Below are 21826 nucleotides of genomic sequence, written 5' to 3'. Positions count from 1 at the left end.
AAGATCGGACCGGCCCGACAAGATCAGCTCAGCCCGGCGGGACCGGACCACCGGCCCGACAAGATCAGCTCAGCCCGACGACCGCTCCAGCAGCAGCGTCCGCTCACGGGCATTACGGGTCAGCGCCGCCGCGCGGGCGAACTCCGCCCGCGCCTCCGCATGCCGCCCCAGCCGCTCCAGCAGATCCCCGCGGACGCTCGGCAGCAGGTGGTAGTCCTTGAGGGCCGGTTCCTCCGCCAGCGCCTCGACCAGTTTCAGGCCCGCCGCGGGCCCCTCCGCCATCGCGACGGCGACCGCCCGGTTGAGCTCCACCACCGGGGACGGGGTCAGCGCCATCAGCCGGCCGTAGAGGGCGGCGATGGCCGTCCAGTCGGTGTCCTCGTAGCGGATCGCCCGTGCGTGGCAGGCGGCGATGGCGGCCTGGAGGGAGTACGGACCCTGGCCCGCCCGCTGCAGCGCCTCAACGCCCCGGCGGATGAGCAGGCGGTTCCACTTGGTGCGGTTCTGGTCGGCGAGCAGCACCGGCTCACCGCCGGGGCCGGTACGCGCCGCGATCCGGGAGGACTGGAACTCCAGCAGCGAGACCAGGCCGTGCGCTTCGGGCTCCTGGGGCAGCAGCCCCGCCAGCACCCGGGCCAGGCGCAGCGCGTCCTCGCACAGGGCCGGGCGCACCAGGTCGTCGCCCGCGGTCGCGGAGTAGCCCTCGTTGAAGACGAGGTAGATGACCTCCAGGACCGAGGAGAGCCGGGCGGTCCGGTCGTCGCCGTACGGCACCTCGAAGGGGACCTCGGCCTTGGCGAGGGTCCGCTTGGCCCGGACGATGCGCTGGGCGACCGTGGGCTCCGGGACCAGGAACGCGCGGGCGATCTCCTCGGTCGTCAGCCCGCCCAGCAGCCGCAGGGTGAGCGCGACCCGGGCCCGGGTGGACAGCACGGGATGGCATGCGGTGAAGATCAGCCGCAGCAGATCGTCGTCGATGTCCTCGGCGGTCCGGGCGAGATCCGCCGGGTCGGGCGGTGAGGCGTCCTCCAGGGCCCGCCCGACCTCCGCCAGCTTGCGTGCGTAGGTCTCCTTACGGCGTACGAGATCGATCGCACGGTGCTTGGCGGTGGCCATGAGCCAGGCGCCCGGATTGTCCGGCACACCCGACTCCGGCCACCGCTCCAGCGCGGTGACCAGGGCGTCCTGCGCGAGTTCCTCGGCCAGCCCGACGTCCCGCACGATGCGGGCGACGCCTGCGATGATCCGCGCGGACTCGATCCTGAAGACCGTTTCGACCGATCTGGCGATGTCAGCCGTTTCGCCGCTCCGGGCGTTTTCGGCCGCTTTCGCCGCATTGGCCGGTCTTGCTGCCGTCACGACCACCATCAGAGCAGCCGTAAGGGGACGGAGCAAGCATTACCGGCTCAGGGCTCGACAACCTCACGGACCTCGCAGGTGATCGTCCAGAACTCCTCATGGACCCGCAGGAACCGCTTGGTCCACTCCAGGGCCTCGGCCTTGTCCTTGGCCTGGAGCAGGGCGTAGCCGCCGATGACCTCCTTGCTCTCGGTGAAGGGGCCGTCGGTGCAGCTGATCTTTCCGCCGGACCAGGTGACCCGGGTGCCGTCGGAGGTCGGGGTGAGCCCGGCCGTGTCCAGCATGACCCCGGCCTTGGTCATCTCCTCGATCAGCTCGCCCATCCGCTCCATGAGCTCGGGGCTGGGGCCCTCGGCGGGGGCGTTCTGCTCATCGACGCGGATCATCGACAGATAGCGCGGCATGGTGACTCCTTGCGAAACGAGATCGAGATTTCGGAGCGGAGGCCGGGTGCTTCCCCGCCTCTCACCCCTGCGTCGAACGGGCACCGCCCGGATCGACACACCTCACGAAATTTTTTGGCAGGGTCGCACCGACGGGGTCGCGCCGACCGGGTACGACCCCTGTGTCAGGGTGTGGGGGACGTCGAGAAGGCGTGCCCACAGGTTGTCCGACTGGCGGGTGATGCGCATCGCGCGCGGGTTCGTGAGCATCCACCGCAGGGGTTCGTCGCGTGGACGGCCGGGTGCCACGATGGTCTTGGTGAGATCGAAGTCGATCAGTTTCTGCTGGAAGGAGGGTGGCTTCGTGACGGGCCAACTCCCACCGGACGCGGTAGGCCGCCGGCGAGAACCCGTACCGCCCGTAAATCCCGTACCGCCCGTAAATGCTGCCTTCACTCGCGCTGAGCATCGCCAACGGCTCGCCTCGGTCCGTGGCCGATTCGAACATGGCCTGCATCATCTGCCGCAAGTAACCGCGTCGGCGGTGGGTCGCGATCACCCCGGTGGCAGTGACGCCGGCCATCCTGACCGTCCCCAATCCTGACCGTCCCCCCGCCGGGGACCGTGACATCAGCCTCTGCCCACTCATCGAGCTGTTCTGCGGTCGCGGGGGCGCGCTGCGGGGGCCACGGCTCGGGACCACCATGCCACGCAGCGACTGCCGGCTCCCACTTCGGCAGCCCGTTCACGAACGGCAATGCCTTGTAGTACGCAGCCATTTCATCTGGTCCGGGGTTGAGCAGCAGCGGTACAGCGGTTGGCGCCAAGCCAAGATCCGCAGGTCAGGGCTGATCGACTGGGTTCCGGCCGGTGCCCGTTGAGTTCTTGACCGCTGAGCAGGCTGAGTCCTACGGGACGTTCACCCAGGAGCCGACCCGCCCGAAGCTGGAGCGGTTCTTTTTTTCCTGGACGATGAGGACCGGCGGCGGATCGGTAAGCGTCGTGGTGATCACTCCGGCGAGAACTGACAACGACCGCAGAGGGGTCAATTTCGCGGAGACCTCAGGGGGTCAAAATTCGCGAGGCGTTGACAGGGCTTAGTACTGCAAGGGAATTGTGGCAGCGTGAGCCAGCGCACCACGCAAGGGTGGCTCTCACAGTACCTGTATCACCAGGGTCTCCCAGACATCCAGGACGCCTGTCAACCTGTTTGAGTCGGCTCCCAGCTACACAGAGGAAAAGCAATGGATCCACGGGAGGCGCGCACGGCGGCCGCCCGAGAACCCGCCCCAGGCGCCCTGAACGAAAGCGCCGACAACACTGCATGGACACGCACCGCAGCTTTACCCCCCATCAGTTCAATTCAGCTGCACCGGACGCGCGACCGTGTCAGCACATGCTTCCACGGCAGAAGGGACGAAGACCAATGGCGGACAACCAATTCACCACTCACGCAGACCTTTTCGATCTGAGTGGGAAGTACGCACTTGTCACTGGCGGCACCAGGGGCATTGGGATGATGATAGCGCGCGGCCTTCTACAGGCGGGCGCCCGCGTCATTATCAGCTCACGCAACGCAGACACGTGCGCGGAGGCACAGCATCTACTGTCCGAATTCGGCGACGTTCAAGCAATCCCCGCCGACCTGTCCAGGTACGACGAGTGTCAGCGCCTCGCTGATCTTGTCAAGGTCGACTCGGAACGCCTGGACATCCTCGTCAACAACGCGGGCGCGATGTGGCGCGAGCCGCTGGAGACGTTCCCGGACGAGGCCTGGGACGCAGTGATCGACCTCAACCTCAAGTCGCCGTTCTGGCTGGTGCAGGCGCTGCTCCCCGCACTTCGCAGGGCGGGCACCGCCGATGATCCCGCGCGGATCATCAACATCGGCAGTATCGCCGCCATCCACGTCGCCGAGTCGCCCAACTACTCGTACGCCAGCAGCAAAGCGGCACTCCATCAACTCACCAGAGTGCTTGCCAGGGAACTGGGCCCACAGCACGTCACGGTGAACGCGGTAGCCCCAGGACCGTTCCCGTCGCGGATGATGGCGTCCACGCTCGACGCCATCGGCGACACGATCGCGGCGAAGGCCCCTCTGCGCCGGCTCGGCCGCGACGACGACATGGCAGGTAGCGCCGTGTTCCTCGCCAGCCGGGCCGGCTCTTACCTCACGGGCACCATCATCCCGATCGACGGCGGCATCGCCACGACCGCATCAGGTACCTAGGCGTCGGCGCGAGGCTTTGCCAGCGGCCGACGGGCCCTCGTGAACACCTCCATGTCGGGTCTCGACGCGGTTGTCGGGGTACCCGCAATCTTGGGTTGTGGTGCTGGATGTGGTGGCCTCGGAGTTGGAGGCCTTGGTGGGGCGGGTGGCGGGCCGGTTCGGGCGGGCTGAGCCGCGGCGCCGGGTGCGGGAGTACGTCTCCGGGCTGGTGGCGGGGTTGCCGCGGTCGAACGGATGGACCCTGGCTGAGCAGGCCGGGGACGTCTCCCCGGACGGGATGCAGCGGCTGCCGCGTCGCGCGGACCGGGACATCGCCGATGTCCGCGACGACGTCCGGGCCCATATGGTCGAGCGGCTCGGTGACCCGGGCGGGGTGCCGATCGTCGACGTCACCGGCTTCCTCAAGAAGGGCAACAGGTCGGCGGGTGTGCAGCGCCAGTACTCCGGCACGGCCGGTCGGGTGGAGAACTGCCAGATCGGCACGTTCCTGGCCTACCGCTCAGCACGCGGTCACGCGCTGAGCGACCGGGAGCTCTACCTACCGAAACCTACCGAAGTCGTGGACCGACGACCGCGGCCGGTGCCGGGCAGCGGGAATCGACGACGACGTCGAGTTCGCGACCAAACCCCAGCAGACCCGGGCGATGATCGAACGCGCCCTCGCCGCGGGGGTGCCGTGCCGGTGGGTGACCGCGGACGAGGCCTACGGGCAGGTCACATACCTGCGAGTCCGGCTCGAGACCCAGGACCTGTTCCACGTACTGGCCACCCGCCGCGACGACGACATCATCACGACCGACGCCGCGGCTCCATCATCTGAGCGCCATTGCAGTATTAGCGGCCGAACAGAGACTTCAACCGTTCGGGCACGCGCTCACCCTGGATCTGGATTTGGGCCGCGGCCGCCTCGATGCGTTGCAGGTCGCCGAACGTCAATTCGACATCGAGCGCTCCCAGATTCTCTTCCAAGCGATGCAGTTTGGTTGTGCCGGGGATCGGCACGAACCACGGCTTCTGCGCCAGCACCCAGGCGAGAGCGATCTGGGCTGGTGTGGCTCCCTTGTCGTCGGCGATCTGCTGCAGCAAGTCGACCAGTGTTTGATTGGCCTGCCGTGCTTCAGGAGTGAAGCGCGGCAGCATGCGGCGGAGGTCGTTGTCGGCCAGCGATGTACGGGAGTCGATTGTGCCGGTCAGATAGCCCTTGCCCAGCGGGCTGTATGGCACCAGACCGATGCCCAGTTTCTCCAAGGTCGGAATGATCTCGGCTTCGTGGTCTCGCGTCCAGAGCGAGTATTCACTCTGCAGCGCCGTCACAGGCTGCACGCGGTGGGCTCGGCTGATCGTCGTCGCACCGGCCTCCGACAAACCGAAGTGCTTGACCTTACCTTCGGCGATCAGCTCCTTGACCGTGCCTGCTACGTCTTCGATGGGCACGTCGGGATCGACGCGGTGTTGGTAAAGAAGGTCAATGCAATCCGTTTGCAGACGCTGGAGCGAGGCCTCGGTCACTCGACGGATCTGCTCGGGTCGGCTATCGAGCCCCGACGCCGGGGTCGGCCCGTGCTCTCCGTGCTTGAGACCGAACTTGGTGGCAATCACCACCTGGTCGCGGACCGGCGCCAGCGCCTGACCGACCAGCTCTTCATTGGTAAAAGGGCCATAGACTTCGGCGGTGTCGAAGAAAGTCACGCCGCGGTCAACCGCGGCCCGCAGCAGCCTCGTCATCTCGGCAGGGTCCGGGGGCGGACCGTAGAAGAAGCTCATGCCCATGCAACCGAGTCCCAGGGGTGAAACTTCGAGGTGCTGTCCAAGTTTGCGTTTCTGCACTGGAGAATGCTCCTTCGGTACAGGTCATTTGACCTATTGCTCCCGCTGTTCAGCCGGAACCGGTCACAGCAGGTTAGGCCCGCCTTGCGGGCGGCGGGGAGTCCCTCCTGGTACAGGTACTGTCGATGCCACCCTTTTCCGGCGGGCTGACACTCTGTCCACGTGGAATTCTTCGTGCTTGAGCTCGCGAATCGCCACGAAAGTGATTGAGCCACTTGTCGGGTCGGCTCCAAGGGTGACCATGAATCGATGCGATCGGAGGCGCGATCGCGGGGTCTGCCCCTCTACGCCGGCTTGGCCGCGACGACGACATGGCGGGCATCGCCGTTGAGGGGGTGCGTAGCCGTCGGGGTACCAGCAGTACCTCCCTTCGCCTGCGGGCAGAGCCTATGGTGAAGGGGTGGCCACGATCGATCTGCGCACTGAGATCAAGGAATTCCTGCGCTCGCGTCGCGCGCGGATCGCGCCCGAGCGGGCCGGACTGCCCGCCTACGGCGGCAATCGCCGGGTCAAAGGTCTGCGTCGCGAAGAGGTAGCTCTGCTAGCAGGGGTATCGGTCGACTACTACGTGCGTATGGAGCGCGGCAGCCTCACCGGCGCCTCCGACGGGGTGCTCGACGCGTTGGCCTCTGCCTTGCAACTTGACGAGGCCGAGCGCGATCACCTATTCCACCTTGCGCGGCAGTCCAGGGTGTCCAGCGGTCCACGCCGCCGGCGACCCGCCGTGACGGTGCGTCCGGCGCTTCAGCAGGTGCTCGACGCCATCACCGATGCGCCGGCTTGGATTTGCAACGGCCGTTATGACGTGCTGGCCATGAATCAACTTGCCCGCGCGCTGTATTCACCGGTGCTGGCCGGCACGCGACGGCCGGCGAACACCGCGCGGTTCGTGTATCTAGATCCCGAAGCGGCAAAAGCATTCTTCGTCGACTATGACCGAATCGCCTGCGATGTGGCCGCGAAGCTACGCATGGAAGCCGGCCGCAATCCGCACGACGCTGAGCTGATCGCCCTCGTCGGTGAACTATCAACAAGCAGTGAACTATTTCGGCAGCGGTGGGCATCTCAGGACGTTCGGCTCCACCGGTCCGGACGCAAGCGTGTGCACCATCCGGTAGTGGGCCAGCTCGACCTGGACGTCGAGTCGATGGAGATGCCTGCCGAACCCGGCCTGCTCCTGAACGTCTACACCGCGCCCGCCGGCACGGCGGCCGCGGACGGTCTAGCCCTATTGGCGTCGTGGGCGGCTGGCCAGGAGAGGCTGGCGACCGAGATTCAGGCACTCAGCTGATATTCCAACCTTTTCAGTCCGTCTGAGTCAGCGCTGAACGATCGGCGAGAGCGTCGGGCCACGTTGGGAATGCCTTTCGAGTGATCGCAAGTTGACTTGGGCACCCGCAGTTGGGGCGCGGGCAAACCCAGTCGGGGCGGCGTGGCAGCCGGTGCTGGATCGCAGGACTCCCATCGGCGGCCTCCAGGGCATCGGATTCCCCGTCCACCCCGGCAACGGCCACGACCTCGTCATGGTCGTGTCCAGCGACGGCCATGGACTCTTCGACGCGGTCACCGGCGAGAAGATCGCCCGCGACCGGGACCCGGACCCGGACCCGGACACGAGCACCCCCGACACCCACCCGGACCTCACCTGCCCCGGGCTCGGCCCGATCGCCTGCCGGGTTCCCTCCCTCCGGCCTGACACTCGCGGTCGCCACCAGCAGTGACCTCACCCTCTGGACCCGGCCTGAACTCCATCCTGCCGACTGAGCGGACGGCGGGACATCACGCGAGAGGACGGCACATGGACCGGGAGGAACTCGCCGGGATGCCGGGCGACCAGACCACGGCCTGCGAAGCCGCCAGGGCGGCGCTTCTCGCCGGAGGCGAGTTCGTCGTATGGGACGGCAGCGTTCCCGGCCAGCAGCTCGTCGGCATCTACGCGGCCCGTCTCCGGCGGGCGAGGAAACGAGGTACTGAGACTCTCGCCCTGCCGTCCACTTCGCCGACGACGCCAGCGCAGTCCTCGCTTGCACAGGAGTCCGCCAAGCTGAGCGGTGACAGTTGTCCTGCTCAAGTGACAATGTCCTGCTCAAGCGACAACGATCTTGCTCAGGCTCAACCGACCGTCCCGCATGACACGTGCCACTATTGCAAGCAAATGCTTGCAATAGTTAGCACACCTGTTGCAGCATCGAGGCATGGCATCACTCAACGTCGGCAACCTCGGCGGGTTCCTGCGCGAGCAGCGGCGCAGTGCGCAGCTGTCGCTGCGGCAGCTGGCCGATGCGGCCGGGGTGTCCAATCCGTACCTCAGCCAGATCGAGCGCGGGCTGCGCAAGCCGAGCGCCGAGATCCTGCAGCAGCTGGCGAAGGCGCTGCGGATATCCGCCGAGACCCTGTACGTACAGGCGGGGATCCTCGACGAGCGGGACCGCGACGAGACCGAGGTGCGCAGCGTGATACTCGCCGACCCCTCGATCAACGAGCGGCAGAAGCAGGTCCTGCTGCAGATCTACGAGTCCTTCCGCAAGGAGAACGGGCTCCAGACCGCCTCGGACGACGCCTCCGACACCCCCGACACCGGCGCCGACGTCGCCGCACCCTCGAACTGATCCGGGAGGACCATCACCATGGCCATCACCGACGACGTACGCAAGACCCTCACCGACCCGACCCCGCTGTACTTCATGGCGGGCACGGCCGACATCGCCGCCCAGAAGCTCAAGGAGGTGCCGTCGTTCGTCGAGAAGATCGTCGCGGAGGCCCCGGAGCGCCTGAACGCGGTGCGCAACACCGACCCCAAGGTCGTGCAGGAGCGGGTCTCCCAGCAGGCCAAGGGCGCCCAGGACAAGCTCACCGAGATGCTGGGCACGATCGACACCGACATCAAGCGGCTGCGCGACACGGCGCAGGACCTCGCCCTGCAGGGTGTGGGCCGGGCCGCCGAGCTCGCCGTGAAGGCGCGGGAGCGGTACGACGAGGTGGCCGAGCACGGCCAGGAGGTCGTGCGGAACTGGCGCGGCGAGGCGGCCGACGAGGTCGTCGACATCGCCGACGCGATCGAGCCCAAGGGGGAGCGGGACGGCCACGCCGCCCGGTCCAAGGCCCCGTCGCACTCGGTCGCCATGGACTCGTCCAAGGAGGCCCCGAAGTCCCCGGCCAAGCCGGCCACCCCGGCCGCGTCGAGCGGCTCCGGCCACTCGGGCGGCTCCGGGCACTCGGGCGGCTCCGGGCACTCGAGCGCTCAGACGTCCGCCGCCTCGTCGGCCGCCCAGGCCAAGAAGGCCCCGGCCCGCGGAAACAAGCCCGCCACCGCCGCCAAGAAGCCGGAGCCGAAGTCGGCCGGCTGACACGTCCGCGCGACGCGCACGTCCACGACCGGGCCGGGTACGCCGGGTATACCCTGCGTGCCCGGCCCGGTGGGCGGGTACGGTGGCCCGCAGAGACGCTTCCCATACATATCTTCTAGGCGGTGGACGGCGTGCTGGTTGAAGGCTTCGGCAAGCTGATGTACTGGGTCTCCTGGGCCCTGCTCCTCTTCAGCCTCTTCGCCTTCGTCGATTCGGCGATCCGCCGGGAGGACGCGTACCGGGCGGCGAGCAAGCAGACCAAGGCGTTCTGGCTGATCATCCTCGGTCTCGCGGCCGCGGTGAACTTCTTCATGGGAATCCTGGACTTCCTGCCGATCATCGGGCTGATCGCGACGATCGTGTACATCGTCGACGTCCGGCCCGCGCTGCGGCAGGTCTCCGGCGGTGGCCGCCGCTGGCCGCGCGGCCGCGGCTCCAGCTCAGACGGCCCTTACGGACCCTTCAACGGCCGATAGCGCGCACGAGCACCTTCAACAGCCCAACGACCGATAGACGCGCACGAGCGGCCTCATAACGGGCCGCGGCCGGTCAGCCGCGGTCCAGCAGCAGTACCGCCAGATCGTCGGTCAGCTCCCCGCCGTTCAGCGACCGCACCTCGGTGACGGTCGCGTCCAGCAGTTCCTCACCGCGCCGTCCCTCCGCGACCTGGCGCGCCACGATCTCGACCATCCCCTCCTGGCCGAGCCGCTGCACCCCCTGCCCGACGCGGCCCTCGATCAGCCCGTCGGTGTACATCATCAGGCTCCACGCCCCGCCGAGCTCGACCTCGCGGCGCGGCCAGCGGGCGTTCGGCAGCAGGCCCAGCGCCGGGCCGTTCTCGTCGGTCGGCAGCAGCCGGGGCGCCATGCTCGGGCGGATCGCCAGCGGTGAGGGATGCCCGGCCAGGCAGACCCCGGCCCGGCGGCCGTCCGGGGCGATGTCGACCGTGCACAGTGTGGCGAAGATCTCATCGTCGGCGCGTTCGTTCTCCAGCACCTGCTGAAGGGTGCCGAGCAGCTGATCGCCGCAGAGCCCGGCGAAGGTCAGGGCGCGCCAGGCGATGCGCAGCTCAACGCCGAGGGCGGCCTCGTCCGGGCCGTGGCCGCAGACGTCGCCGATCATCGCGTGGACCGTGCCGTCCGGGGTGCGGACGGTGTCGTAGAAGTCGCCGCCGAGCAGGGCGCGGCTGCGGCCGGGCCGGTAGCGCGCGGCGAAGCGCAGCCCCGAGCCGTCCAGCAGCGGGGTGGGCAGCAGTCCGCGTTCCAGCCGGGCGTTCTCCTGGGCGCGCAGCCGTGACTCGGTGAGCTGGCGCTGGGCGAGGTCGGAGCGTTTGCGCTCGACGGCGTAGCGGATGGCGCGGCTGAGGATCCGGCCGTCCAGTTCGCCGCGGAAGAGGTAGTCCTGGGCACCCACCCGCACCGCCTCGGCGGCGCGCTCGGCGTCGTCCTCCGCGGTGAGCACGAGGACGGCGTGCGAGGGCGCGAGCCTCAGCACCTCGCGCAGCGTGGCCAGCGAGTCCGCGCCGCCGTGGCACGGGCCCGGCAGGGCCAGGAGGATGCACTGCACCCCGTCGGTGAGCAGCCGGCTGGCCTCGGTGAGGTTGCGGGCCGTACGGATGCGGACCCGGTTACCCTCGGTGTCCAGCATCTCGGGAACGTTGAAGGCACCGGACGGATCGTCCTCGATCACCAGCAGGGTGAGCCCGTTGTCGGGCAGGGTGGCGGGACCGGCTGACTGGGCCGGAGCCTCCCGTTGCCTCGGCACGGGTACGGACATCGCTCGATTCCTTCCCTCCCCCCGAGGGCGCGCCCCGCCGACCGGTGGAGCGCTGTGGGATTCCGGGGTACGCACACCGACTGGTCGGTTTCGGCGACGTCAGGGCGCGGGTACCGGATACTGCCAGGTGACCTTAGCGCTAGGCGGCCGTTTCACGGAATGACCTCCAGGCACCGACTTTTGTCATATGCCGCACGTCATGCGGCACTTGTTGGCCCGGGAGACAATCCCGGGATGACGAACATCACGCTGGCGCTGGGCGACATCACCGAGCAGAGCGTCGACGCGGTCGTGAACGCGGCCAACTCCTCCCTGTTGGGAGGGGGTGGCGTCGATGGAGCCATCCATCGGCGGGGCGGACCCGACATTCTGGATGAATGCCGCGATCTGCGCGCATCCCACTACGGCAAGGGACTTCCGGCCGGTGCGGCGGTCGCCACCACGGCCGGCCGGCTGCCCGCCCGCTGGGTGATCCATACGGTCGGACCGGTCTTCTCCGCGACCGAGGACCACTCGGCCACCCTCGCCTCCTGCTACCGCGCGTCACTGCGGGTCGCCGACGAACTGGGCGCCCGTACGGTGGCCTTCCCGGCCGTCTCCACGGGCGTTTACCGCTGGCCGCTCGACGACGCGGCCCGGATCGCGCTCACCACCGTGCGCGATACGGACACTTCGGTCACCGAGGCCCGTTTCGTCCTCTTCGACCAGCGCGCGTACGACGCCTTCGAGACCGCCCTGAACGAGCTGCCGCCGGCCTGAGCCCGTTGCGCCGATGGCCGGTGCTACCTCGCGTCCGGCCGCACCACGCCCAGGATCGGCATCGAGCCCGCGCCCGCGACCGTCACCTGCCGGCCGGGGCGGGGGGCGTGGATCATCGCGCCGCTGCCCACGTACATCGCCACATGGCTGGCGTCCCGGAAGTAGATGATCAGATCACCCGGGCGCATGTCCTTCACGCTCACCTTCGGCAGCAGCCGCCACTGCTCCTGCGAGGTCCGCGGGATCGCCCGGCCGGCCGCCGCCCACGCCCGCTGGGTCAGCCCCGAACAGTCATAGGTGTTCGGGCCCACCGCGCCCCACACATAGTCCTTGCCGAGCTGGTCCTTCGCGAAGTCGACCGCGCGCCCGCCCCTCGCGGTGGCGCCGCCGCCGAGCTCCCGCAGTATCCCGGTGTCCAGCCACTTCGCCTGCGCGCCACGGGCCTTGTCCTCCTCCAGCCGGCGCAGCCGCTCCCGCTCGTCCTTCGCCAGCCGGGACTCCAGCCGCTGCGCCCGGGCCAGCTTGCGCAGGATCTCCTTCTTCGCGGCCGCCTTCTTCGACCGGCTCCGGTCCAGCCGTTCCCACTCCTGGGAGGCCGACTCGGCGTAGCGGTCCAGCGCCACCTGGGTGCGCGCCAGACGGCCGATCAGACCGTGGGTCGCCTTCTCACCCTTGCGCGCGAGCGTGACGCCGTCGAGGAAGTCACCCGGGTCGCCGTTGAGGAACAGCCGCGCCTCCGCGGGCATCCCGCCGCCCCGGTACTGCGCACGGGCCATCGCCCCGGCCCGCTTGCGCAGTCCGGCCATCTCCTTCTGGGCCTTCACCACGGCTCGAGCGATCCTCAGGATGGACTTCTCCTGCAGCGCCTGTTTCTCCCGCGCCAGGTTGTACGCGTCGGTGGCGGACTCCGCCTTGCGGTAGAGCCCCTCGACCTCCTGACGGACCGCCTCCAGGCTCCGGTCCCCGGTCCCGCCGCCGCCAGTCCCGCCGCCACCGGCTCCGCCGCCCGGCGTCGGCCCCGGCTCGCCGGGCGCGGCGTACGCCGCCTCCGGCACGGCCGACAGTCCCAGCGCGCAGACGAGCGCGGTGGCCGCGGCGACGCTCACGCCCCTCCCTCTCCCGTCCCGCCTCACCCGCGGTCTCCTCTCGTTCCGCTCCGGCCGTGCGCGCTCCTGCCCCGTCTCACGCGCCAGACCTGACGTACCGGCACGTAGGGACGGATAGTGACATGCCGTACCGCAATCCGACAGAGACACGCGGCGGTTACGCCAGCAGCCACCCCGATCCGGTTCACCGGACGGGTGCCGCACAGGTGTCGGACGGACCTCGGGCGACCTCCGCGGGGAGGTCACCCGCACCGCGATCCAGCCGTGACCTGGCCGTGACATGGCCACCACACTGACGGCCGAGGTTCACCATCCGTTAACTCACCCCCTCAGGCCGCTTCACCTGATCTGCCTAATTTCGGCCCTACTGAGCGTGAGCCGAGTCCGGCTCCGGCGCACGCCACAACAAGTGCGCTCCACCCATCTCGCGCGCCGTCCCCCAACCGGCGGCTCCTGGAAGGAACTCCCGAAAGTGAAGCTTCAGCGCAAGAACCGGCTTCGCGCCATCGCCGCCGGTGCCCTCGCTGTCTCCGGCGCCCTTGTCCTCACGGCGTGCGGCTCCGACAACAACAGCGGTGGTGGCGGCGGTGGCGACTCCAAGGCCGCCTCCAACATCAAGTGCGACGGCAAGGGGCAGCTGCTGGCCTCCGGCTCCTCCGCGCAGAAGAACGCCATGGACCTGTGGATCAAGACCTACGGGGCGGCGTGCAAGGACACCAAGCTCAACTACAAGGCCACCGGCTCCGGCGCGGGCATCCAGGAGTTCCTGCAGGGCAAGACCGCCTTCGCGGGTTCCGACTCGGCGCTGAAGCCCGAAGAGGTCAAGTCCTCGGAGAAGGTCTGCAAGGGCGGCAAGGCCATTGACCTGCCGATGGTCGGCGGCCCGATCGCGGTCGGCTTCAACGTGCCCGGCGTGGACAAGCTGACGCTGAACGCCGAGGTCCTCGGCAAGATCTTCAACTCCGAGATCAAGAAGTGGGACGACCCCGCGATCAAGGCGCTGAACAAGGACGCGAAGCTTCCGAGCCTCAAGATCCAGGCGTTCCACCGCTCCGACGAGTCGGGCACCACGGACAACTTCACCAAGTACCTCAAGGCCGCCGCGCCGAAGGCGTGGCCGCACGAGCCGGGCAAGGCGTGGGAGGGCGAGGGCGGCCAGTCGGCCGACGGCTCCTCCGGTGTCTCCTCGCAGGTCAAGCAGGTCTCGGGCTCGATCTCGTACTTCGAGCTCTCCTACGCGACCGCGAACAGCATCAAGACCGTCGACCTGAACACCGGCGCCTCCGCCCCGGTCCAGGCCACCGTCGACAACGCCTCCAAGGCCATCTCCGAGGCCAAGATCAAGGGCACCGGCAGCGACCTGGCCCTGGACCTGGCCTACGACACCAAGGCTGACGGCGCCTACCCGATCACCCTGGTCACCTACGAGATCGCCTGTGACAAGGGCAACAAAGCGAGCACCCTCGCCGCGACCAAGTCCTTCCTGACCTACGTCGCCAGCGAGGACGGCCAGACCTCGCTGAAGGAGCTGGGCTACGCCCCGCTGCCGACCGAGATCGCCAACAAGGTCCGCGAGAGCGTCAAGAGCCTCTCCTGACCCGAGTGCGGCTGACTCCGCCGTGGCGATCGCCACGGCGGAGTCAGCCGCATCGTCCGGTGCACCGCCGCGCCAGGAGCCTCATCCGCAACAGGCTCCGCAGACCGGAGAACCCATGAAAACGGATATAGAACCCACATCATCAGCCGCAGGGTCACCATCAAAGGTCAGGACCCGCTCCACCGGCCGCGCCGGTGACAAGATCTTCCTCGGCCTCTCCCGGGGTTCCGGTATCGCTCTGCTGGTGATCATGGCGGCCATCGCGGCCTTCCTCACCTACCGCGCCGCCATCGCGATCTCCAAGGACGAGGCCAACTTCCTCACCTACTTCGAGTGGAACACCGGCTCCTCGCCGATGCGGTTCGGCATCGCCGTCCTCGCCTACGGCACGGTCGTCAGCTCGATCATCGCCATGCTCATCGCGGTCCCGATCGCGGTGGGCATCGCGCTGTTCATCTCGCACTACGCCCCGCGCCCGCTGGCCACCCCGGTCGCCTACGTCATCGACCTGCTCGCCGCGGTCCCCAGCATCGTCTACGGCCTGTGGGGCGCGCTCTTCCTCGTCCCGCATCTGACCGGCCTGTACACCTGGTTCGACGACTACCTGGGCTGGACCGGGATCCTCAGCTACCAGGGCGGCCCCGCGCGCTCCCTGTTCACCGTCGGCATCCTGCTGGCGATCATGATTCTGCCGATCGTCACCAGCGTGAGCCGCGAGGTGTTCCGGCAGGTCCCGAGGATGCACGAGGAGGCGGCGCTGGCGCTCGGCGCCACCCGCTGGGAGGTCATCCGGATGTCGGTCCTCCCCTTCGGCCGCTCCGGCATCATCAGCGCCTCGATGCTGGGCCTGGGCCGTGCGCTGGGCGAGACCATGGCGGTCGCCACCGTGCTGTCCCCAAACTTCCTGATCGAGACCAGCCTGCTGGACGGGGGCGGCGGCACCTTCGCCCAGAACATCGCCAGCCGCTTCAAGGAAGCCGGCAACGACGGCCGTGACGCGCTGATCGCCTCCGGTCTGGTGCTGTTCGTCATCACCCTGCTGGTCAACGGCGCCGCGCGAATGATCATCGCCCGCCGCAAGGAGTACTCGGGGACCGCCGCATGAGCACTGTCGTTGACAAGAACGCGCGCCACGGCTCGAGCCTCCAGCAGGCCCGGCTGCCCGGATGGGCCCCGTACGCCCTGGTCGTGGCCTCGGTGGCCGTGGGAGCCGGCGCCGGCGCCGCCCTCGGAATGGGCAATCCGTTCCAGATCGGCCTGCTCGCCGCCCTGATCTTCATCATCGCCTCCTACGCCCTCGGCGCCGTGGTCGAAGGCAGCCGGCAGGCCAAGAACCGGCTGGCCACCAGCCTGGTGTGGGTCTGCTTCCTGCTCGCCGTCATCCCGCTGCTCTCCCTGCTCTGGGAGACCATCGACCGGGGCCGGACGGTGCTCGACGGCTACTTCCTGGCCCACTCCATGGAGGGTGTGCAGACGATCCTGCCCGGCGGTGGCGCGTACCACGCGATCATCGGCACCCTGGAGCAGGTCGGCCTCGCCGCGCTCATCGCCGTGCCGATCGGCCTGCTGACCGCCATCTACCTGGTGGAGTACGGCCGCGGCCGGCTCGCCAAGTCCGTCACCTTCTTCGTCGACGTGATGACCGGCATCCCCTCGATCGTCGCCGGTCTGTTCATCCTCAGCTTCTGGATCATCATTCTCGGCTTCAGCTACTCGGGCTTCGCCGGCGCCATGGCGCTGGCCATCCTGATGATGCCGATCGTCGTCCGCTCCACCGAGGAAATGCTCAAGCTGGTCCCGGACGAGCTGCGTGAGGCGTCCCTCGCGCTCGGCGTGCCCAAGTGGCGCACCATCCTCAAGGTGGTGCTGCCCACCGCGATCGGCGGGATCACCACGGGTGTGATGCTCGCGGTCGCCCGTATCGCCGGTGAGTCCGCCCCCATCGTGCTGCTGGTCTTCGGTGCCACGGGGATCAACAACAACCCGTTCGAAGGCGCCCAGTCGTCGCTGCCCTACTACATCTACGAGCAGTGGCAGCTCGGCAACGAGGCCTCCTTCAACCGGGCCTGGGCAGCGGCGCTCGTGCTCATCGCCTTCGTCATGATCCTGAACCTGGTGGCCCGCGGCATCGCCCGCTGGAAGGCCCCGAAGTCCGGCCGCTGAGGCCAAGAAGAAGAGAAGTGATTCACATGGCCAAGCGCATCGACGTCAGCGGGCTCACCGCCTACTACGGCAGCCACAAGGCCATCGAGGACATCTCGATGACCGTCGAGCCCCGCTCGGTGACCGCCTTCATCGGCCCGTCGGGCTGCGGCAAGTCGACCTTCCTGCGCACCCTCAACCGGATGCACGAGGTCACCCCCGGCGGCCGGGTCGAGGGCAAGGTGATGCTCGACGACGAGAACCTCTACGGCTCGGGGGTGGACCCGGTCTCCGTGCGGCGCACGGTCGGCATGGTCTTCCAGCGCCCCAACCCGTTCCCGACGATGTCCATCTTCGAGAACGTGGCCGCCGGGCTGAAGCTCAACGGCTCGTACAAGAAGAGTGAGCTCGGACACGTCGTCGAGAAGTCCCTCAAGGGCGCCAACCTGTGGAACGAGGTCAAGGACCGGCTCAACAAGCCGGGCGCCGGGCTCTCCGGTGGTCAGCAGCAGCGGCTGTGCATCGCCCGCGCCATCGCGGTCGAGCCCGATGTGCTGCTGATGGACGAGCCCTGCTCGGCGCTCGACCCGATCTCGACCCTCGCCATCGAGGACCTGATCGGTGAGCTGAAGGAGCGCTTCACGATCGTCATCGTGACGCACAACATGCAGCAGGCGGCGCGCGTCTCGGACCGTACGGCCTTCTTCAACCTGGCCGGTGTCGGCCAGCCGGGCAAGCTCATCGAGATCGACGAGACCGAGCGGATCTTCGCCAACCCGTCGGTGCAGGCGACCGAGGACTACATCTCCGGCCGATTCGGCTGACCAGGCCCCTCGCACGACCGGCGAGGACAGAACGTCCTGCGGTGCTGCATGGCGGTGCCACCGCAAGACGAAGGGCCCGCCCCTGGCTCCCGGGGGCGGGCCCACTTTTGTTGCTGCGGTCAGCCTGTTGCTGCGGTCAGCTTGTCGCGGCGTCCGCTTGTGCTGTGGTCAGCCTGTGCGGCGGTCAGCTTGTGCGGCCGTCAGCTTGTCGCGGCGGTCAGCCGAAGGCCAGGTTGACGATCCAGTAGCTGAGCGCGGCGACTCCGGCCGCCGCGGGCATGGTGATGAACCAGCCGAGGATGATGTTCTTCGCGACCCCCCAGCGGACCGCGCTCACCCGCTTGGTCGCCCCCACGCCCATGATCGCCGAGGTGATGACATGGGTGGTCGAGATGGGCGCCTGGAACATGAACGACGCCGTGTACATGACGCCTGCCGCCGTGGTCTCCGCCGCGAACCCCTGCGGCGGGTCCAGCTCGATGATCCGCCGTCCCAGCGTGCGCATGATGCGCCAGCCGCCCGCGTAGGTGCCGAGCGACAGCATCGCGGCGCAGGAGATCTTCACCCACACCGGAATCGCGTCGCCTTGGTCCTCGACACCCCCGATGACCAGGGCCATCACCACGACACCCATCGTCTTCTGGGCGTCCTGGAGGCCGTGGCCGAGCGCCATGCCCGCCGCCGAGACGGTCTGCGCTATCCGGAAGCCGCGCTTGGCCTTGTGCGGGTTCGCGTTACGGAAGATCCAGAGGATGGCCACCATCACGAAGTAGCCCAGCACCAGGCCGACGATGGGCGAGAGGACCATCGGGATGACGATCTTCTCCAGCACCCCGTCCCAGTGGACCGTGCTCGCCCCCGCGAGCGCCGCGCCGACCAGCCCGCCGAACAGCGCGTGCGAGGAGGAGGACGGCAGACCGTAGTACCAGGTCACCATGTTCCAGGTGATCGCGCCGATCAGCCCGGCGAACAAGATCATCATGCCTTGGTCGCCGGTGGGGGTGGCGATCAGGCCCTCGCTGACGGTCTTGGCGACACCGCTGCCGAGGAAGGCACCCGCGAGGTTCATCACGGCGGCCATCGCGAGCGCCGCCCGTGGGGTCAGCGCCCGGGTGGAGACCGAGGTCGCGATGGCGTTGGCCGAGTCGTGGAAGCCGTTGGTATAGGTGAAGAACAGCGCGACCGCGATGGTCACGACAAGCGCGAAGGTGTCCATGCCCGGGCTCAGGACTCCTTGACGGCGATGGTCTCGACCGTGTTGGCCACATGCTCGAAGGCGTCCGCCGCCTCCTCCAGCACATCGACGATCTGCTTGAGCTTGAGCACCTCGATGGCGTCGTACTTGCCGTTGAAGAGGTGGGCCAGGAGCTTGCGGTGGATCTGGTCCGCCTGGTTCTCCAGCCGGTTGACCTCGATCCAGTACTCCGTGAGGTTGGTCATGGTGCGCAGATTCGGCATCGCCTCGGCGGTCAGCTCGGCCGCCCGCGCCAGCACCTCGATCTGCTGCTCGACGCCCTTGGGCAGCTCTTCCACCTGGTAGAGGACGACCAGGTCGACGGCCTCCTCCATGAAGTCCATGATGTCGTCGAGGGACGAGGCGAGGGAGTAGATGTCCTCGCGGTCGAACGGCGTGATGAAGGAGGAGTTCAGCTGGTGGAAGATCGCGTGCGTGGCATCGTCCCCCGCGTGCTCCGCGGCCCTCATCCGCTCCGCGATCTCGGCACGAGCGGAGGAGTCCGCCCCGAGCAGTTCCATCAGGAGCTTGGAGCCGGTCACGATGTTGTCCGCGGACGCGGCGAACATGTCGTAGAAGCTCGTCTCCCTGGGGGTCAGACGAAAGCGCACTGGGGATCCTCGAATGCAGCGGATGGGGACTCGACGATGCTAGGCGCATCTTCCGGCCACGGTAACCGGCGGTCCCAGTGTCGCCCATTGGGCAGAGTGCTCAGCACGGGGGCCCGGTTCGACCGGAAAAGGCGGTACCATATACCCACCGGGGGTATATGCGGACATAGCGTAATCAACGGGAGGAAGCCATGACGACCTCGGCGGCCGACACCACCGCGCCCACCGACGGCGACGAGCGGGGCCAGGCGTCCGGGCACACCTCCGCCCAGGACTCCGTACCCCACGGTGGGCATGGATACGCCAAACAAAAGGATCAGCATCTGAAGCGGCTGCGCCGAATCGAGGGCCAGATCAGGGGACTGCAGCGGATGGTCGAGGAAGACGTCTACTGCATCGACATACTCACCCAGGTCTCGGCGAGCACCAAGGCGCTCCAGTCCTTCGCCCTCCAGCTGCTCGAGGAGCATCTGCGCCACTGTGTCGCCAGCGCGGCCGTGGAGAGCGCCGCCCAGGGCGAGGCGGAGGGCACGGGAGAGGTCGACGCCAAGGTGGCCGAGGCCACGGCGGCCATCGCCCGGCTGCTGCGGACCTGAGCGCGGGCCCGGCCGCTGGGGGCCTGAGCGCGGGCCCGGCCGCTGCGGGCCTGAGCGCGGGCCCGGCCGCTGCGGGCCTGAGCGCAGGTACGGGCCGACCGGCACCCGGTACGGGCCCGTTCCCCGGCGTGGACATGACCGTACGCTCGCCTCTCGCCGGACGGGGCCGCTGGGCGCCCGCCGGCGAGACGGCGGCATCGACGTTGCCAGGGGGCGTCCGCTACGGGGCGTCCGGGCTTCCGGCACCGGCCTCCGGGGCGGCCTTCGCGTCCTCGGCGCGCTTTGTCTCCTCGGCGCGCTTCGCCTTCTCCGCGCGCCTCACCTTCTCTGGGCGCTTCCTGTCCTCGGCGCCCTTCCCGTTTCCATTGGCGCCCGTGGCCCCCTCGGCCGAATCTGATCGGTCGGCCTGCACCCGGAGCACCTCGTCGATACGGTCCGTACTGAGCCTGTCCTCGTCCGCGCTCGACGCAGCGATCATCAAGTCACCGTAGAGATCGATTTCGACGAGGGCCACGGGGTCCGGGCCCGACGAGCCGCGACGCGCAACCACGTGTTTCACCTCCTCCAGCGAGCACCTGCGAGCACTTTCGAGCAGCGGCTTCCCAGCGTAGGGATCGGTACACACTCCGCGCATGGCACGGATGGGCCATTTCGAAGGGCAAAGCGAGCCCCTCCGACTACTTCTGAGGTGATCCGACCTTTCCTGTGTAGATATCCGTGGGCTTGGGGAGCTCGACCTCGGCGGGGGCCCCGAAGTCGTACAGCTCCGTGGTGGAGGCGACCCCCAGTTCGCCGCGCCGTCGCCCGGCGGCGTCCGGGCTCTCCGCCGCCTCCCGGCCGTCCGCCCGGCTGGTCACCGTGAACCGGTGCCGCACCTCGCGCAGCCGGCCGAGTCCGTCGAGATACGCGTCGAAGCGCACCGTGCTCTCGTCGAACCCCCTGGCCGCGGCCACCAGCGATCCCCGCGCGCCCTCGGACGCGACGCGCGCCGCCCGGCCGATGTCGGTGGTGCCGCGGTAGTGGCGCACCAAGTCTCCGCCGAGTCCTTCCTCGCCGACCAGGCTGGCCTTCCGCACCCCGCGCAGCAGCTCGGCGGCGGTCAGCGGATCGGTGGCCCCGCCGGTGACCAGATTGCCGTCGGGAATGTCCGTCGTATCCACCCGCACCCATTTGTCGCGGGGAATGCCCGCACCGCGATTGCGCATGAAAAGCGCCCCGGAGGTCAGGAGTTCGGTGATCGGCGCATGCTCGGCGGCCCCCATCGCGTCCCTCGGCAGCAGCAGCCGCAGCCGCCCCAGCCGCTTCTCGAAGTCGTACGCGCCGGCGCCCCGGATGGACACGCGGGTGCCGCCCGTCGCCGTCTCCATGGTCGTACGGACCCGTGAGCTGCCCGACTTGACCAGTACATCCGCGGCCCGGTGCAGCACCGTGACCGCGCTCTCGTGCGCGGTGCCGCCCGGTCGTTCATCGGCCGCCGTCTCGGTGGAGCAGCCGCTCACGGTCGCCAGCGACACGGCCAGCAGGCCACCCGACACGACTCCGGCGACCGCTCTCACCCGTCTCCGCACGCCGAGCCCGCGCTGCTGGAACACCATCGACCGCCGACCCCCTGGCCACGCTCGTCCCGCTTGGTACTTGTTCGTTTAACGATTCACACCGGTGGCTCGTCACGGCCCGGTAGCGTGGTCATGTGCTCGACTCAGGCGACATAGGTCCCGGCCAGAACCGCACCACCACGGTGGAGCGGGGCTCGTTCTCCATCGCCCGCTGCACCTGCGGCTGGTCCGGTCCGGCCCGTCGCGCCAGAGCCATCGCCCGCGAGGACGCGGCGGACCATGCGACGGCCCGTCATACCCGGTCCGGTACAAGCGATTCATCGGACTCGTCCGATTAGTTCGAATCCGGCTCGTCCGATTGGCGCGGGTTGTCCGTCCCCCGACAACTCTTCGGCCACGAGCGGAACCACACCCCCCGGTCGACCCCTCTGACCAAAGGACCGGGTCCGCCTCGCGGTGGCCCGGTCGACGGTTGAGAA

At 68.6% G+C, this 21826-nt stretch carries 23 protein-coding genes and 2 pseudogenes; 15 read left to right on the top strand and 10 right to left on the bottom strand.

The features are described from left to right. Window positions 1-69: 69 nt before the first annotated feature. The 3 genes from JK364_RS44120 to JK364_RS44110 all read right to left on the bottom strand — a co-directional run bounded on the left by JK364_RS44120 (window position 70) and on the right by JK364_RS44110 (window position 2325). The gene (locus tag JK364_RS44120; RefSeq protein ID WP_307841575.1) at window positions 70-1359 is read right to left on the bottom strand and encodes an RNA polymerase sigma factor; all 1290 of its coding nucleotides are present in this window, start codon (window positions 1357-1359) and stop codon (window positions 70-72) included. 47 nt (window positions 1360-1406) lie between these two features. Further along, a complete protein-coding gene (locus tag JK364_RS44115; RefSeq protein ID WP_020869530.1) occupies window positions 1407-1763 on the bottom strand; it encodes a YciI family protein in 357 nt (118 codons plus the stop codon). A gap of 61 nt (window positions 1764-1824) precedes the next feature. After that, complete coding sequence (locus JK364_RS44110; protein WP_230993428.1) at window positions 1825-2325, bottom strand: GNAT family N-acetyltransferase; 501 nt, start codon at window positions 2323-2325, stop codon at window positions 1825-1827. A 287-nt stretch (window positions 2326-2612) separates the two neighbouring features. Here JK364_RS44110 and JK364_RS58220 point away from each other — a divergent pair. The 3 genes and pseudogenes from JK364_RS58220 to JK364_RS44100 form a co-directional block, all read left to right on the top strand. After that, window positions 2613-2755, top strand: a pseudogene (locus tag JK364_RS58220) (DUF4158 domain-containing protein); the annotation flags it as partial. 413 nt (window positions 2756-3168) lie between these two features. Continuing rightward, window positions 3169-3972, top strand: a complete 804-nt coding sequence (locus JK364_RS44105; RefSeq protein WP_201857084.1) for an SDR family oxidoreductase — start codon at window positions 3169-3171, stop codon at window positions 3970-3972. A 97-nt stretch (window positions 3973-4069) separates the two neighbouring features. After that, a pseudogene (locus JK364_RS44100) lies at window positions 4070-4781 on the top strand (IS701 family transposase); the annotation flags it as partial. Window positions 4782-4806: 25 nt separating this feature from the next. Here JK364_RS44100 and JK364_RS44095 read toward each other — a convergent pair. Further along, the gene (locus JK364_RS44095) at window positions 4807-5799 is read right to left on the bottom strand and encodes an aldo/keto reductase (protein ID WP_201857082.1); all 993 of its coding nucleotides are present in this window, start codon (window positions 5797-5799) and stop codon (window positions 4807-4809) included. A 400-nt stretch (window positions 5800-6199) separates the two neighbouring features. On the opposite strand from JK364_RS44095, the gene JK364_RS44090 reads away from it, so the two are divergent. From JK364_RS44090 to JK364_RS44070, 5 genes are all read left to right on the top strand, one after another. After that, a complete protein-coding gene (locus JK364_RS44090) occupies window positions 6200-7090 on the top strand; it encodes a helix-turn-helix transcriptional regulator (RefSeq protein WP_307841574.1) in 891 nt (296 codons plus the stop codon). Window positions 7091-7241: 151 nt separating this feature from the next. Beyond that, window positions 7242-7520: a hypothetical protein gene (locus JK364_RS44085; protein WP_372462070.1), complete on the top strand. Its 279-nt coding sequence runs from the start codon at window positions 7242-7244 to the stop codon at window positions 7518-7520. Window positions 7521-7994: 474 nt separating this feature from the next. Beyond that, window positions 7995-8408: a helix-turn-helix domain-containing protein gene (locus tag JK364_RS44080; protein WP_201857081.1), complete on the top strand. Its 414-nt coding sequence runs from the start codon at window positions 7995-7997 to the stop codon at window positions 8406-8408. An 18-nt stretch (window positions 8409-8426) separates the two neighbouring features. Continuing rightward, window positions 8427-9146, top strand: coding sequence for a hypothetical protein (locus JK364_RS44075; protein WP_201857080.1), 720 nt, complete (start codon window positions 8427-8429; stop codon window positions 9144-9146). A 131-nt stretch (window positions 9147-9277) separates the two neighbouring features. After that, window positions 9278-9622, top strand: a complete 345-nt coding sequence (locus tag JK364_RS44070; protein WP_307841582.1) for a DUF2516 family protein — start codon at window positions 9278-9280, stop codon at window positions 9620-9622. Window positions 9623-9695: 73 nt separating this feature from the next. Here JK364_RS44070 and JK364_RS44065 read toward each other — a convergent pair whose 3' ends face one another. After that, window positions 9696-10922 (bottom strand): PP2C family protein-serine/threonine phosphatase, encoded by a 1227-nt coding sequence (locus JK364_RS44065; protein ID WP_201857079.1) that lies wholly within the window; start codon window positions 10920-10922, stop codon window positions 9696-9698. Between the two features lie 234 nt (window positions 10923-11156). On the opposite strand from JK364_RS44065, the gene JK364_RS44060 reads away from it, so the two are divergent. After that, complete coding sequence (locus JK364_RS44060; RefSeq protein WP_201857078.1) at window positions 11157-11681, top strand: O-acetyl-ADP-ribose deacetylase; 525 nt, start codon at window positions 11157-11159, stop codon at window positions 11679-11681. A gap of 23 nt (window positions 11682-11704) precedes the next feature. On the opposite strand, the gene JK364_RS44055 is transcribed toward JK364_RS44060, so the two are convergent. Continuing rightward, complete coding sequence (locus JK364_RS44055; RefSeq protein WP_307841573.1) at window positions 11705-12787, bottom strand: C40 family peptidase; 1083 nt, start codon at window positions 12785-12787, stop codon at window positions 11705-11707. Window positions 12788-13259: 472 nt separating this feature from the next. Here JK364_RS44055 and pstS point away from each other — a divergent pair, with 472 nt between their 5' ends. From pstS to pstB, 4 genes are all read left to right on the top strand, one after another. Beyond that, the gene (pstS, locus tag JK364_RS44050; protein ID WP_201857076.1) at window positions 13260-14384 is read left to right on the top strand and encodes a phosphate ABC transporter substrate-binding protein PstS; all 1125 of its coding nucleotides are present in this window, start codon (window positions 13260-13262) and stop codon (window positions 14382-14384) included. 115 nt (window positions 14385-14499) lie between these two features. Beyond that, window positions 14500-15489, top strand: coding sequence for a phosphate ABC transporter permease subunit PstC (gene pstC, locus JK364_RS44045; RefSeq protein ID WP_201857075.1), 990 nt, complete (start codon window positions 14500-14502; stop codon window positions 15487-15489). Beyond that, a complete protein-coding gene (pstA, locus tag JK364_RS44040; protein ID WP_201857074.1) occupies window positions 15486-16547 on the top strand; it encodes a phosphate ABC transporter permease PstA in 1062 nt (353 codons plus the stop codon). The genes pstC and pstA overlap by 4 nt, the downstream gene beginning before the upstream one ends. A 26-nt stretch (window positions 16548-16573) precedes the next feature. After that, entirely contained in the window at window positions 16574-17350 is a 777-nt protein-coding gene (gene pstB, locus JK364_RS44035; RefSeq protein ID WP_201857073.1) for a phosphate ABC transporter ATP-binding protein PstB, read from the top strand. Window positions 17351-17567: 217 nt separating this feature from the next. Here pstB and JK364_RS44030 read toward each other — a convergent pair whose 3' ends face one another. Beyond that, a complete protein-coding gene (locus tag JK364_RS44030; protein WP_201857072.1) occupies window positions 17568-18566 on the bottom strand; it encodes an inorganic phosphate transporter in 999 nt (332 codons plus the stop codon). Between the two features lie 8 nt (window positions 18567-18574). Further along, window positions 18575-19195, bottom strand: a complete 621-nt coding sequence (locus tag JK364_RS44025; RefSeq protein ID WP_030837909.1) for a DUF47 domain-containing protein — start codon at window positions 19193-19195, stop codon at window positions 18575-18577. Window positions 19196-19386: 191 nt separating this feature from the next. On the opposite strand from JK364_RS44025, the gene JK364_RS44020 reads away from it, so the two are divergent. Next, window positions 19387-19791, top strand: coding sequence for a metal-sensitive transcriptional regulator (locus tag JK364_RS44020; RefSeq protein ID WP_020869543.1), 405 nt, complete (start codon window positions 19387-19389; stop codon window positions 19789-19791). Window positions 19792-20011: 220 nt separating this feature from the next. Here JK364_RS44020 and JK364_RS44015 read toward each other — a convergent pair whose 3' ends face one another. Both JK364_RS44015 and JK364_RS44010 read right to left on the bottom strand, forming a co-directional pair. Then, on the bottom strand, window positions 20012-20269 hold the full coding sequence (locus JK364_RS44015) for a hypothetical protein (RefSeq protein WP_201857155.1): 258 nt from the start codon (window positions 20267-20269) through the stop codon (window positions 20012-20014). 199 nt (window positions 20270-20468) lie between these two features. Continuing rightward, the gene (locus JK364_RS44010) at window positions 20469-21386 is read right to left on the bottom strand and encodes a hypothetical protein (RefSeq protein WP_201857071.1); all 918 of its coding nucleotides are present in this window, start codon (window positions 21384-21386) and stop codon (window positions 20469-20471) included. A 95-nt stretch (window positions 21387-21481) separates the two neighbouring features. Here JK364_RS44010 and JK364_RS57760 point away from each other — a divergent pair, with 95 nt between their 5' ends. Next, the gene (locus JK364_RS57760) at window positions 21482-21685 is read left to right on the top strand and encodes a hypothetical protein (protein ID WP_307841572.1); all 204 of its coding nucleotides are present in this window, start codon (window positions 21482-21484) and stop codon (window positions 21683-21685) included. Window positions 21686-21826 lie beyond the last annotated feature (141 nt).

This window comes from Streptomyces endocoffeicus, from assembly GCF_016741935.1.
GTDB classification, from domain to species: domain Bacteria; phylum Actinomycetota; class Actinomycetes; order Streptomycetales; family Streptomycetaceae; genus Streptomyces; species Streptomyces endocoffeicus.
Note: the sequence above shows the minus strand (reverse complement) of the source record. Positions and strands in the feature narration are given on the sequence as shown.

What these genes read in the sequence shown, in the direction of transcription:
- JK364_RS44115 (WP_020869530.1), bottom strand. Translation starts at nt 1,763, where the DNA reads ATGCCGCGCTATCTGTCGATGATCCGCGTCGATGAGCAGAACGCCCCC.
- JK364_RS44110 (WP_230993428.1), bottom strand. Translation starts at nt 2,325, where the DNA reads ATGGCCGGCGTCACTGCCACCGGGGTGATCGCGACCCACCGCCGACGC.
- JK364_RS44105 (WP_201857084.1), top strand. Translation starts at nt 3,169, where the DNA reads ATGGCGGACAACCAATTCACCACTCACGCAGACCTTTTCGATCTGAGT.
- JK364_RS44080 (WP_201857081.1), top strand. Translation starts at nt 7,995, where the DNA reads ATGGCATCACTCAACGTCGGCAACCTCGGCGGGTTCCTGCGCGAGCAG.
- JK364_RS44075 (WP_201857080.1), top strand. Translation starts at nt 8,427, where the DNA reads ATGGCCATCACCGACGACGTACGCAAGACCCTCACCGACCCGACCCCG.
- JK364_RS44065 (WP_201857079.1), bottom strand. Translation starts at nt 10,922, where the DNA reads ATGTCCGTACCCGTGCCGAGGCAACGGGAGGCTCCGGCCCAGTCAGCC.
- JK364_RS44060 (WP_201857078.1), top strand. Translation starts at nt 11,157, where the DNA reads ATGACGAACATCACGCTGGCGCTGGGCGACATCACCGAGCAGAGCGTC.
- pstC (WP_201857075.1), top strand. Translation starts at nt 14,500, where the DNA reads ATGAAAACGGATATAGAACCCACATCATCAGCCGCAGGGTCACCATCA.
- pstA (WP_201857074.1), top strand. Translation starts at nt 15,486, where the DNA reads ATGAGCACTGTCGTTGACAAGAACGCGCGCCACGGCTCGAGCCTCCAG.
- pstB (WP_201857073.1), top strand. Translation starts at nt 16,574, where the DNA reads ATGGCCAAGCGCATCGACGTCAGCGGGCTCACCGCCTACTACGGCAGC.
- JK364_RS44030 (WP_201857072.1), bottom strand. Translation starts at nt 18,566, where the DNA reads ATGGACACCTTCGCGCTTGTCGTGACCATCGCGGTCGCGCTGTTCTTC.
- JK364_RS44020 (WP_020869543.1), top strand. Translation starts at nt 19,387, where the DNA reads ATGACGACCTCGGCGGCCGACACCACCGCGCCCACCGACGGCGACGAG.
- JK364_RS44015 (WP_201857155.1), bottom strand. Translation starts at nt 20,269, where the DNA reads ATGATCGCTGCGTCGAGCGCGGACGAGGACAGGCTCAGTACGGACCGT.
- JK364_RS44010 (WP_201857071.1), bottom strand. Translation starts at nt 21,386, where the DNA reads ATGGTGTTCCAGCAGCGCGGGCTCGGCGTGCGGAGACGGGTGAGAGCG.